The organism is Plantibacter sp. AC185 (assembly GCF_979258065.1).
This window is the reverse complement of record NZ_OZ409831.1, coordinates 882,963-895,005: the sequence shown is the minus strand read 5'-3', so window position 1 is coordinate 895,005 and position 12,043 is coordinate 882,963. Positions and strand designations below refer to the sequence as shown.

Below are 12,043 nucleotides of genomic sequence, written 5' to 3'. Positions count from 1 at the left end.
CGTTCGAGTACCGCGTCTGTGGTGGGCCCGGTGGGGCTCGAACCCACGACCCGCGGATTAAAAGTCCGATGCTCTGCCAACTGAGCTACAGGCCCATACGCGCTCTACTCTACGAGATTTCGACGGCACCCGTTGACGCGTGGGTCCGGGCCACGGGGGAGGATCGCCTGCCGGGGCGAGTACCGTTGTCGGGTGCGCGAAGCGCGTCGCGGGGAGGAGCAGGCATGACCGAGGGATTCCATCGTCCGACGAAGCTGCCGCCGTCGATGCTCGAAGCCATCCAGGGCGGTCTCGACCCGGAAGCCGTGTCGAGGATCACGCACGAGACGGCCGTCGCACTCCTCACCCGGGTGCGGGCGGATCCGGACCCTGCCGTGGTCGACCGCCTCGTGACGTACACCGACGAGCACGGGATCGACGCGATCGCCGAACTCTGGTCGCACGCCAGTCCGCGGAGCCTTCCCGGAGCCCTCTGGCGGATCTACCTGCTACGCCTGCTCATCCGACAGGACCCGGTGGGGACGAGCTTCAGCTTCCAGCGGGGCACCGAGCTCATCACCACCGTCGACCCCGTGATCGCCGGCGCGGCCGAGCCGACCGGGCCGGAGGAGATCATCGTGCTCGCCGACCAGATCCTCCGTGGGCTGTACACCGGCGACTTCGCGATCGCCCTCGAGCGGGCGGCGTCCTTCTGCCGGATCAACGCGGTCGGCTGCACCTCGCTCGCGAACGACCGGGACGCGGTCGACCCCGCCGACGCCGCGAGACTCACCACGAAGGCCGCACGGTTCAGCACCATCGCCGAGGAGCTCGCCGGCTGCGCCCGACTGTGGCGCACCGACTCCCTCGACTGATCCAGGCGCCCTGGTCAAGGCCTTCGACCTGGGAATGTCCACAGGTGATCCCTTGCTACACTGTTCTAGCCGGGCCGCAGTAACCCCGGGCTCCAAAAATCGCCGCTTCGAGCGGCCTTGCGCCGAGAGGCGTTCCTGCGGCCTGGCACTTACTTTGTGCGGATGTCTTCAGCCGCCTGCCGCCCGTTCCGTGATGACACCGGAACTGGGGTGTCGAATTGCGTCGATTCCTCCAATCGGATCCCGGGTCGGCACCGAACTCCGTGTATGACCGCCGCACTGTACACGCAGACCCGACCTCGGGTGGGCGTCGCGCAAACAGCCGGTGTCCGTGAGAAGCTAAGACTTGTGACCACGGGACCGGAAGCCGACGCTGCACCGCAGGTGTCTTTGGCGAACGTGCTCGATGCGCTGCTCATCCGCGTGGCCGGCGGCGACCAGGTCGCCTTCAGCGAGCTGTACGACCACATCGCGCCGCGGGTCCTCGGACTCGTCAAGCGGGTGCTCGTCGACCACGCGCAGTCCGAAGAGGTCACCCAGGAGGTGTTCCTCGAGGTCTGGCAGAACGCCCAGAAGTTCGAGGCGGGCAAGGGCACGGCCACGACCTGGGTGCTCACCATGGCCCACCGTCGTGCGATCGACCGCGTGCGGGCCTCACAGGCCGGACGTGACCGCGATCTCAAGATCGGCATCCGCGACTTCGACGAGCGTGTCGACAACGTGCAGGAGACGGTCGAGATCCGGATCGAGCACGAACGCGTCAAGCGGGCCTTCGTCCGGTTGAGCGAGCTGCAACGCGAAGCTGTTTCGCTCGCCTACTACGGCGGCTACAGTCACAGCGAGATCTCGAACCTGCTCGGCGTGCCCATCGGTACGGTGAAGACCAGGTTGCGAGACGGAATGATCAGACTTCGAGACGAGTTGGGGGTGCGTACATGACCGAGCGAGACGATGCAACAGACCTGGCAGCCGGAAACGCGCTGCACACCCTGACCCCGCGCGAGCAGGAGCGGTTCGACCGCCTGCGCGCCGAACACGAGTCCGTCCGCGAGGAAGCGGCGGAATTCGAGGAGACCGTCGCCATGCTCGACCTCGCAGCACCTCCCGTGCAGCCGTCGGCAGCGCTCAAGAACTCGCTCATGGCTGCGATCCAGAACCTGCCGCAGCTGCCCGCTGACGCCCCCGTCGATGCTCCTGTCGCCGAGGTGCAGCCGCTCCCGACCGCGCTCCCAGAGGTCGACGAGACGCCGGTGTCGACACCGACCGCCACGCCGGCCCCTGCAGCAGCGACCACCCCGGTGGCCGGTGCAGCGGAGCGCAAGGCCGCCTCACGGTGGCGTCGCAGTGCCGTCGGCATGGTCGTCGGCGCCGCAGCAGCGGTCGGCCTCATCTTCGGCGGTGTCGGACTCGCGAACACCTTCGGTGGCGGATCCCTCACGCAGACGGTCGCGCTCGCGGAGATCAACGCGGCATCCGACGTCCAGCGCGCCAAGGTGTCCATGGACGATGCGACGGCGACCCTCGTCTGGTCGGGCGAGCTCGGCAAGTCCGCCCTGCTCGTCGACGGACTCGGCTCACTGCCGTCAGACAAGGTCTACGAACTCTGGTACATCGGCGAGGGAGGCCCGGTCTCGGCCGGCACCTTCTCCGCAGCGAACGGCACCACCTGGCGGGTCCTCGACGGCGCCATGAGCGCAGGCGACAAGGTCGGCGTGACGGTCGAGCCGCAGGGTGGCTCCAAGCAGCCCACCACAGACCCGATCATGGTCATCGAGACGGCGTAGTCCGTTCCCTCGGCCCTGAGCCTGTCGAAGCGCGGACTTCGACAGACTCACCGACCTGCTGCAGACGACGACAGCCCCGCCCGGGATTCCCGGGCGGGGCTGTCGTGATGTCGGCGTCAGATCAACCGAAGCGACCCGAGACGTAGTCCTCGGTCGCCTGGACGGACGGCTTCGAGAACATCGTGGTCGTGTCGTCGTACTCGATGAGCTTGCCCGGCTTGCCGGTGCCCGCGATGTTGAAGAACGCGGTCTTGTCGCTGACACGGCTCGCCTGCTGCATGTTGTGCGTCACGATCACGATCGTGTACTCCTGCTTGAGTTCCTCGATGAGGTCTTCGATGGCGAGCGTGGAGATCGGGTCGAGGGCCGAGCACGGCTCGTCCATCAGCACGACGTCGGGGGAGACGGCGATGGCGCGGGCGATGCAGAGACGCTGCTGCTGACCACCGGAGAGACCGGAGCCCGGCTTGTCGAGGCGGTCCTTCACCTCGTTCCAGAGGTTGGCGCCCTGGAGCGAACGCTCGACGAGCGCGTCCTGGTCGGACTTCGACATCTTCCGGTTGTTGAGCTTGACGCCCGCGAGGACGTTCTCCTTGATGCTCATCGTCGGGAACGGGTTCGGGCGCTGGAAGACCATGCCGACCTGACGGCGGACGAGGACCGGGTCGACGCCCGGGCCGTAGAGGTTGTTGCCGTCGATCAGGACCTCGCCCTCGACGCGTGCGCCGGGGATGACCTCGTGCATGCGGTTCAGGGTGCGGAGGAAGGTCGACTTCCCGCAGCCGGAGGGGCCGATGAACGCGGTGACCGTGCGGGGCTGGATCTGGAGGGAGACGCCCTCGACAGCCATGAAGCTGCCGTAGAAGACGTTGAGGTCGTTGACTTCGATGCTCTTGGACACGGGGTTCCTTTGCTCGCGGCCTAGCGGCCGAACTTGGGGGCGAAGATCTTGGCGATGAGTCGGGCGATGAGGTTCAGCGCCATGACGATGAGGATGAGGACGAGCGCGCCGGTCCAGGCGCGGTCCACGTAGGAGGCCCCGTCGGTGCCCTGGTTCGCGTACTGGGTGTACACGAAGACCGGGAGGGTCATCATCGGGCCGTCGAAGAGGTTGTAGTTCATGCTCTGGGTGAAGCCGGCGATGATCAGGAGGGGCGCGGTCTCACCGATGACGCGGGCGACGGCGAGCGTCACGCCGGTGATGATGCCGGCGATCGAGGTCGGGAGGACGATCTTGAGGATGGTCAGCCACTTCGGCACACCGAGCGCGTACGAGGCCTCGCGCAGTTCGTTCGGAACGAGCTTCAGCATCTCCTCGCTCGACCGCACGACGACGGGGATCATGAGCAGCGACAGGGCGATGGCACCGCCGATGCCGAGCCGGACGCCCGGGCCGAAGAAGATCGCGAGGAGGGCGAACGCGAACAGGCCGGCGACGATCGACGGGATGCCGGTCATGACGTCGACCAGGAAGGTGATGCCCTGTGCCAGCCGTCCACGGCCGTACTCGACGAGGTAGATGGCGGTCAGGATGCCGATCGGGATGGAGATGACCGACGTGGCCAGTGTGATGAGCAGCGTGCCGGTGATGGCGTGCAGTGCGCCACCGCCCTCACCGACGACGTTCCGCATCGACAGCGAGAAGTAGTTGAGGTCGAACCGGGCGGCGCCGGCCGAGATCACCGTGATGGCGACCGAGACGAGCGGCAGGAGCGCGATGACGAAGGCCGCGGTCACCAGGGTGGTGAGCAGGCGGTCCTTGGCCTTCCGGCGACCCTCGACCATGAGTGACGCGACGTACACGGTGACCGCGTAAAGTGCGGCGCCGAGCACGACGGCCCCGGGGACGTTGTAGCTCTTGTCGGCGGTCGACTGCTGCAGCAGCAGGAAGATGACACCGCTGACGATGAGGCTGCCCGCGAGGATCGTGAGCGGTGCGAACTTCGGCAGCTTGCCCGCGGTGAGCGAGTTGGAGAACGGCGTGGCGATGGACGCCTGACGGCGGTCGGTCGTGGCGGTCATCAGTTCGCTCCCGAGAATTCTTTACGACGGTTGACGATGAGTCTGGCGATGAAGTTCACCACGAAGGTGATGATGAACAGGATCAGGCCGGTGGCGATGAGCTTGTTCACGTCGATGCCGAAGGACTCGGGGAAGTTCAGGGCGATGTTCGCCGCGATGGTGTTCGGGTTGCTCGAGGTGAGCAGGAAGAACGAGTAGACGGCGGCGGGGGAGAGGACGAGGGCCACTGCCATCGTCTCGCCGAGTGCTCGTCCGAGGCCCAGCATGGAGGCGGACACGATGCCGGGACGGCCGAACGGCAGGACCGCCATCTGGATCATCTCCCAGCGCGTCGCGCCGAGCGCGAGTGCGGCCTCCTCGTGGAGCTTCGGAGTCTGGAGGAAGATCTCCCGGGAGATGGCGGTGATGATCGGGATGATCATGACCGCGAGCACGAGGGCGACGGTGAGGATCGTGCGACCGGTGCCGGACACCGTGCCACCGAAGAGCGGGATCCATCCGAGGTTCTCGGACAGCCAGGCGAAGAAGGGCTGGACGAACGGCGCGAGCACGAGCGCGCCCCAGAGGCCGTAGACCACCGACGGCACGGCGGCCAGGAGGTCGATGACGTAGCCGAGGGCGACCGCGAGGCGACGCGGCGCGTAGTGCGTGATGAAGAGGGCGATCCCGAGCGAGAGCGGCACGGCGATCGCGAGGGCGAGGATGGCCGCCCAGATGGTTCCGAAGACGAAGGGGCCGACGTAGGCCCAGAAGCTCGTCGGGGCACCCGTGAACGACGACGAGTCGGCCGTGAGGGCGGGGAACGCCTGGACGATGAGGAAGATCGCGACCGCCGCCAGAATGACGAGGATGAGTGATCCCGAGACGAGGGAGAGCGTCGAGAAGACGCGGTCGCCGACTCGTTGCTTGGCTTTGGGTCTCGCAGCTAGGGCCTCGACAGCCATTGGTTCCCGTTCTCTCGATGCGATGGTGGTGCCCCTCGACAGGCTCGGGGAGCGGGTACTGCGGATGCTGGTGACGCAGGTCGAGCGTGCCGGGCAGGACCCGGCACGCTCGACCGTTGGACTACTTGATGGTCGCGATCGCGTCCTGGACCTTCTTGGCGAGGTCGGCGGAGAGCGGCGCAGCACCGGCCGACTTCGCAGCCTCTTCCTGGCCGGCGTCGCTGGCGATGTAGCCGGCGTACGCCTTGACGAGGTCGGCGACCTTCGGGTCGGCGTACTCCTGGCAGGCGATGAGGTAGCTCACGAGCACGATCGGGTAGTGGGTCGCGTCCGTGGTCTCGCGGTCGAGCTTGATGGCGATGTCGTTCGCCTCGCGGCCTTCGACGAGCGGCGAGCCCTCGACGACGGCGGCAGCACCCTCGGCGCTGTACTCGACGAACTCCTCGCCGACCTTGATCTTCGCGACACCGAGGTCGCCGGCCTTCGATGCGTCGGCGTAGCCGATGGTGCCGGTGCCTCCCTTGACGGTGTCGACGACACCGGAGGTGCCCTTGGCGCCCTCACCCGACTGGAACGGGAAGGTGTCGGCCGGCTCAGCGGTCCACACGTCGGGTGCGTTCTTGCCCAGGTAGTCGGCGAAGTTCTTCGTCGTACCCGAGTCGTCGGAGCGGTGGACGGCGGTGATGGCCGTGGAGGGGAGCTTCGCGTCGGGGTTCAGTGCGACGATCGCCGGGTCGTCCCAGCTGGTGATCTGACCCGCGAAGATCTTCGCGATGGTCGAGGCGTCGAGGTTGAGCTCGTCGACGCCCTCGATGTTGAAGATGACCGCGATGGGGGAGATGTAGACCGGGAGGTCGATCGCCTTGGTGTCCGCTGCGCATGCGGCGAAGGTGCTCGTGAGCTCCTCGTCGGACAGCGCCGAGTCGGAACCGGCGAACTGCACACCGCCGGCGATGAACGCCTTGCGGCCGGCGCCGGAGCCGTCGGGGGAGTAGTTGATGGTGACGTCCGGGTTCGACGTCTGGAAGGCGGCGACCCAGGCTTCCTGGGCGCTGCCCTGCGACGACGCGCCGCTACCGGCGAGGCTGCCCTTGAGGTCGCTGGCGGCTGCGCTCGTGGCGGTGGCGCCGCCTTCGTTGGCCGCGCAGGAGGTCAGTGCGACGGCTGCGACTGCTGCTACGACCGCGACGCGGCCGAAACGTGAGAACTTCACAGGGGTGTCCATTCATTGGTGTGGGTGCGAGCCGGTGCTGGCTCGTCAGTGACGCTAACCACGCGGCATGACGAGCATCCCCCGTGATGGTAAACAACGGGTGAACGGATATCGACGGCTTCATGGCGGCCGACGTGGCGACGCCGCGAATGCACCACGAACGGCCCCTGTTCAGGGGGGGGGGGGGGGGCACGGACGGGTCAGACGCGGGGTTCGTGCGTCTCGATCGCGATGATGCCGGAGCTCGGATTCGTCCGGGAGAGGTGCACGATGGAGAACGCCCCGGTCTCGAGTGCGGCGGCGCTGCCGAGGTAGGAGCCTCGGGTGGACCCGGTGGCGAGCGCGATCTCGTGCAGGATCTCGGGGAGGACCGGCCCGTGGCTGCAGAGGATCGCCGTCTTGAGCGCCCGGACGCGGCGGCCGACGACCCGGCGGACATCCGATTCGCCCCGCTCGTAGGCGTCCTGGCTGATGAGGTCGGAGCGTTTCGGCTCGATGCCCGCGGCCGCGGCGATCGGACTGACGGTGCTGACGCAGCGCACGGCCGTGCTCGTCACGATCTTGCGAGGGCCGAAGGCCAGCAGGGTCGGGACGTTCCCCGCGGCCTGCTTGACGCCGCGCGGCGCCAGCGGCCTGGTCGCGTCCTCGCCCGACCATTCGGAGGGGGACATGGCTTTCCCGTGGCGCATCGCGATGAGGGCGAAGGTGGCTGTGACGCCTTCGTCGACCAGCGCGGCGAAGGCGTCGAGGATCTCCACGTCGCGCTCGTAGCTGAGGTAGCTCCGTGCCCGTTTGATGGTGACCCACTCCAGCGCTGCGACCTCGCCGTTCGGGATGAACGTGCTCTCGCGGACGGCCTGGTCGGTGACCTCAGCGGACCAGTAGTGGACGATCTTCTCGCGACCGCTCGACAGGGGGTACGTGGAGACGCCGAGCGGCACGCCGAGGTGGACGCTCAGGCCGGTCTCCTCCTTGATCTCCCGCACGGCCGTCTGCGCGAGCGTCTCCCCGGGATCGACCTTGCCCTTGGGGATGGTGACGTCGCCGTACACCGTCCGGTGGATGACGAGGAGGTGGACCTTGCCGTCGATGAGGCGCCAGCACACGGCACCGGCTGCATAGATTGCCGTCGTCGTCATAGTCAGTGCCTCGTCGTGTCGTGGTGCTCGGGTGGGTCGCGGTGCGAAGTCGTCAGCGACGGTTCCTCGGCCGGCGGCGGGCCGCGGTCTCGAGCATGAGGGAGTCTTGCAGATCCGTGAGCGGTCGTCCGTCAGCGTCGACCGCGTGGCGCGTCCAGACGCCGTCGGCGTCGAGCCACCACGACGACGTCTGCTCGTCGAGTGCCTGCTCGAACATCGCGGCGGTCGCCTCGAGGTGCTTCGGGTCGGTGAGCCTGACGAGCGCCTCGACGCGGCGGTCGAGGTTGCGGTGCATCATGTCGGCGCTGCCGATGAACACGTGCGGGTCCCCGTCGTTGTGGAACGAGAAGATGCGCGAGTGTTCGAGGTACCGCCCGAGGATGGAGCGCACGCGGATCGTCTCGCTCATCCCCGGCTGGCCGGGCTTCAGCGCGCAGATCCCGCGAACCCACAGGTCGACCGGGACCCCCGCCTGGCTGGCCCGGTAGAGCGCGTCGATGATCGACTCGTCCACCATCGAGTTGACCTTGATGCGGATCCCCGAGGGCTTGCCCTCTTCGGCGTTCGTGCGCTCCTGCTCGATGTGCTTGAGGAGGCCCTTGCGCAGGTGGCGCGGCGCGACCAGGAGTCGCTTGAACTTCTTCTCGATCGCGTACCCGGACAGCTCGTTGAAGAGGCGGGTGAGGTCTTTGCCGACCTGGTCGTCGGCCGTGAACAGACCGAGGTCCTCGTAGATGCGGCTCGTCTTCGGGTTGTAGTTGCCCGTGCCGATGTGGCTGTAGTGGCGCAGGACGCCGCGCTCCTGCCGCACGACGAGCGCGAGCTTGCAGTGCGTCTTCAGCCCGACGAGCCCGTAGACGACGTGGACGCCGGCCTTCTCGAGCTTCCTGGCCCAGGAGATGTTGTTCTGCTCGTCGAACCGGGCCTTGATCTCGACCAGCGCGAGGACCTGCTTGCCGGCCTCAGCCGCGTCGATGAGTGCTTCGACGATGGGGCTGTCGCCCGAGGTCCGGTACAGGGTCTGCTTGATCGCGAGCACGTGCGGGTCGGCGGCGGCCTGCTCGATGAACGCCTGCACGCTCGTGGCGAAGGACTCGTACGGGTGGTGGACCAGGACGTCCTCACGGGCGATCGACCGGAAGAGGTCGGGCTTGCCGTTGGGCTCGTCCGGCTGGAACTGCAGCGCCGTGGTCGGGACGCGCTTCGGGTACTGGAGGTCCGGGCGGTCGATACCGGCGAGGCTGAAGAGTCCGCCGAGGTCGAGCGGCGAGGGCAGACGGTAGACCTCCTGCTCGGTGATGTCGAGTTCGCGGACGAGGAGTCCGAGGGTGACATCGTCCATGTCGTCGGTGATCTCGAGCCGGATGGGCGGCCCGAACCGACGACGCAGCAGCTCCTTCTCGAGGGCCTGGATGAGGTTCTCGGTCTCGTCCTCCTCGATCACCATGTCCTCGTTGCGCGTGACGCGGAAGACGTGGTGGTCGACGATCTCCATGCCGGGGAAGAGGTGGCCGAGGTGGTTGGCGATGACCTCCTCGAGGGCGATGTAGCGCACGCTGGGAGCGGTGTCCAGCGACGCGGAACGGCGCTCCGCCGGACCGACGCGGACGAAGCGCGGCATCATCTGCGGGACCTTGAGCCGGGCGAACTCCTCGCGCCCGGTGCGGGTGTTCCGCACTCGGACCGCGAGGTTCAACGACAGGCCGGAGATGTAGGGGAACGGGTGGGCCGGGTCGACTGCGAGCGGCATGAGCACCGGGAAGACCTGGTTGCTGAAGTATTCGCTGAGGTACTCGCGGTCGGCTGCGTCGAGTGAGTCCCAGGTGACGACCGTGACGCCGCGTTCGGCGAGGTCGGGACGGACGAGGTCGTGCCAGGCGCGGGCGTGCCGTTCCTGCAGGACGTGCGCCTGCTGCGAGATCTCGGACAGGACGTCGGCCGGCGCGTTGCCGACGTTCGTCGGGACCGCCAGGCCCGTGAGGATGCGGCGCTTCAGGCCGGCGACCCGCACCATGAAGAACTCGTCGAGGTTCGAGGCGAAGATCGCGAGGAAGTTGGCGCGTTCGAGGACGGGCAGCGCCGGGTCTTCGGCGAGCTCGAGCACACGCTGGTTGAAGGCGAGCCAGCTGAGTTCGCGGTCGAGGTAGCGGTGTTCGGGCAGCGCGGGATCGTTCCGCTCGAAGGCGGGGTCGAAGTCCTCTTCGTCTCCATCGAGGCCGACATCGAGCACGGTTGGGTCTGCTGGCATGCCTTCATCATGACACCGTGGCGGGGGTGGTCGCGACGACTGCGGTGAACACTGTGTAAATGCCGCAGCGCCACACCGCTGTGGAGGGGATCAGGCGTCGGTTCTCGCGTACTGCACGTCGATGGTGTGGTCGGTGAATCCGAGCGAGCGGTACAGCGACACCGCGGGGAGGTTGTCGGCTTCGACGTAGAGCGTGACCGCCTCCACCCGTCGATCCCGCAGGCGGGCCAGGCCGGCCTCCATCAGGAGTCGCCCGAGCCCTCGGCCGCTGGCCGCAGGGTGCACGCCGACCGCGTACACCTCGCCGACCGTGTCCTCGACCTTCAACCAGATGAACCCGAGGAGGTCGCCGTCGGAGCCTCGTGCGAGCAGGAAGTCGTCGGCGTCGAACCAGGACTCGGCCTCTCGAGCGCGGAGATCGTCGAGGGTCATGCGTCCCTGCTCGGGGTGGTCGGCGAAGGCGAGCGCGTTGACCTCGAGCCACTCCTGCTCGTCGACTCCCGGCCGGAACGTGCCGACCGTGACATCAGCGTGCCCGGCGGTGGCCGGTCGCGTGCGGCTCGCCGGTGCCTTGGTCAGGCGGAGCTGCAGCAGCGTCCTGATCGGCGAGAAGCCGAACTCCTGTGCGAGCACCCGGGAGGCGGGGTGGTCGCCGTGTGCCCAGATGCGCACCTGTGGGGGACAGTTGGCGAGGACGCCGCGCAGTGCGGCGCGACCGTAGCCGTGACCCCGCCACTCGGGCTCGACGACGAACTCGAGCTCGCCATGGCCGAGGATGGCCGCACCCACGACGGCGAAGTCGTCGGGGTCGACCGGCGGGTCCTGTGGTTCGACGGCGAGGATCAGCGTCCGGGCGCCGGAGGCGACGTCGATGAGCGACTGGTCGCTGAACGGCGGCTGGCCGTCGACGAGCGACGCCGTGCGCACGACGCGCTCGAGCGCATCCCGGGTGCGGGCGTCGTCGACGTTACGAACCGACAGCGTCAGCCGGGGCATGATCGTCCTCGTAGACGTTGAAGCGGTAGCCGACGTTGCGCACGGTGCCGATGAGCTGCTCGAGGTCGCCGAGCTTGGCGCGCAACCGGCGGACGTGGACGTCGACGGTTCGCGTGCCACCGAAGTAGTCGTAGCCCCACACCTCGCTCAGCAACTGCTCGCGCGTGAACACCCGGGAGGGGTGGGTCGCGAAGAAGCGGAGCAGTTCGAACTCCTTGAAGGTGAGGTCGAGCGGCTTGCCGTGGACCTTCGCGGAGTAGCTGGCCTCGTCGATGACGACGCCCGACGCCTGGATCTTGCTCGCCGAGTGCTCCTGCGAGGCGCGACCGATGGCGAGCCGGATCCGCGCGTCGACCTCGGCCGGCCCGGCGGATTCGAGGATGACGTCGTTCACGCCCCAGTCGGCGCTGACGGCCGTGAGGCCGCCCTCGGTCAGGATGAGGAGGAGCGGGACCGACAGCCCGGACGCACCGAGGATCTTGCAGAGCGACTTGGCACTCGCGAGATCCTGGCGGGCGTCGACGAGGACGAGGTCCGAACTCGGAGCGTTCACGAGTTGTGCGGGGTCGGCGGGGATCTGCCGGGTGCGGTGGCTCAAGAGCCCGAGGGATGGGAGGACCTCGGTGCCGACCATGGAGGTCAAGACCAAAATTTGCGCCACGCGCATCCTCCCGACTGAGTTTGGAACCATATTAGGCGAACGACCGCACCCCACGTCGCACCGGGCTCCGCCTGGTGGTCCGATGGCGTCCGCTCTGTGACAATGGGTCCGTGAGCGAAACCACTCTCTCCCCCGGCTGCGCTGGATCAGCGTCGTCTCCATCTGGGCGCTCGCGCTCGTCG

Annotated in this window: 11 protein-coding genes and 1 tRNA gene; 3 read left to right on the top strand and 9 right to left on the bottom strand. The window is 67.7% G+C overall.

The features are described from left to right. Positions 1 to 19 precede the first annotated feature (19 nt). Positions 20 to 95 (bottom strand) — tRNA-Lys (locus tag ACZZZB_RS04300). 129 nt (positions 96 to 224) lie between these two features. On the opposite strand from ACZZZB_RS04300, the gene ACZZZB_RS04295 reads away from it, so the two are divergent. The 3 genes from ACZZZB_RS04295 to ACZZZB_RS04285 all read left to right on the top strand — a co-directional run bounded on the left by ACZZZB_RS04295 (position 225) and on the right by ACZZZB_RS04285 (position 2,638). Continuing rightward, positions 225 to 854: a DNA-directed RNA polymerase subunit beta gene (locus ACZZZB_RS04295; RefSeq protein ID WP_086474394.1), complete on the top strand. Its 630-nt coding sequence runs from the start codon at positions 225 to 227 to the stop codon at positions 852 to 854. A gap of 348 nt (positions 855 to 1,202) precedes the next feature. Continuing rightward, positions 1,203 to 1,793 carry an ECF RNA polymerase sigma factor SigK gene (gene sigK / locus ACZZZB_RS04290; RefSeq protein WP_229940357.1) on the top strand — a complete coding sequence of 197 codons (591 nt, stop codon included), beginning with the start codon at positions 1,203 to 1,205 and terminating at the stop codon, positions 1,791 to 1,793. Next, a complete protein-coding gene (locus ACZZZB_RS04285) occupies positions 1,790 to 2,638 on the top strand; it encodes an anti-sigma factor (RefSeq protein ID WP_229940356.1) in 849 nt (282 codons plus the stop codon). The genes sigK and ACZZZB_RS04285 overlap by 4 nt, the downstream gene beginning before the upstream one ends. A gap of 121 nt (positions 2,639 to 2,759) precedes the next feature. Here ACZZZB_RS04285 and pstB read toward each other — a convergent pair whose 3' ends face one another. The 8 genes from pstB to ACZZZB_RS04245 all read right to left on the bottom strand — a co-directional run bounded on the left by pstB (position 2,760) and on the right by ACZZZB_RS04245 (position 11,861). Further along, positions 2,760 to 3,539 carry a phosphate ABC transporter ATP-binding protein PstB gene (pstB, locus tag ACZZZB_RS04280; RefSeq protein ID WP_056007815.1) on the bottom strand — a complete coding sequence of 260 codons (780 nt, stop codon included), beginning with the start codon at positions 3,537 to 3,539 and terminating at the stop codon, positions 2,760 to 2,762. Positions 3,540 to 3,559: 20 nt separating this feature from the next. After that, entirely contained in the window at positions 3,560 to 4,660 is a 1,101-nt protein-coding gene (gene pstA / locus ACZZZB_RS04275) for a phosphate ABC transporter permease PstA (protein WP_137242105.1), read from the bottom strand. Beyond that, the gene (gene pstC, locus ACZZZB_RS04270) at positions 4,660 to 5,604 is read right to left on the bottom strand and encodes a phosphate ABC transporter permease subunit PstC (protein ID WP_064296608.1); all 945 of its coding nucleotides are present in this window, start codon (positions 5,602 to 5,604) and stop codon (positions 4,660 to 4,662) included. Before pstC ends, pstA begins: the two co-directional genes overlap by 1 nt. Positions 5,605 to 5,725: 121 nt before the next feature. Beyond that, positions 5,726 to 6,817, bottom strand: coding sequence for a phosphate ABC transporter substrate-binding protein PstS (pstS, locus tag ACZZZB_RS04265; protein WP_342365660.1), 1,092 nt, complete (start codon positions 6,815 to 6,817; stop codon positions 5,726 to 5,728). Positions 6,818 to 7,017: 200 nt separating this feature from the next. Next, positions 7,018 to 7,956, bottom strand: coding sequence for an NUDIX hydrolase (locus ACZZZB_RS04260; protein WP_191940681.1), 939 nt, complete (start codon positions 7,954 to 7,956; stop codon positions 7,018 to 7,020). Positions 7,957 to 8,008: 52 nt separating this feature from the next. Next, positions 8,009 to 10,204 (bottom strand): RNA degradosome polyphosphate kinase, encoded by a 2,196-nt coding sequence (locus tag ACZZZB_RS04255; RefSeq protein WP_079705346.1) that lies wholly within the window; start codon positions 10,202 to 10,204, stop codon positions 8,009 to 8,011. Between the two features lie 90 nt (positions 10,205 to 10,294). Continuing rightward, a complete protein-coding gene (gene mshD, locus ACZZZB_RS04250; RefSeq protein ID WP_192018298.1) occupies positions 10,295 to 11,200 on the bottom strand; it encodes a mycothiol synthase in 906 nt (301 codons plus the stop codon). Beyond that, the gene (locus tag ACZZZB_RS04245; protein ID WP_175116223.1) at positions 11,172 to 11,861 is read right to left on the bottom strand and encodes a response regulator transcription factor; all 690 of its coding nucleotides are present in this window, start codon (positions 11,859 to 11,861) and stop codon (positions 11,172 to 11,174) included. Before ACZZZB_RS04245 ends, mshD begins: the two co-directional genes overlap by 29 nt. Positions 11,862 to 12,043 lie beyond the last annotated feature (182 nt).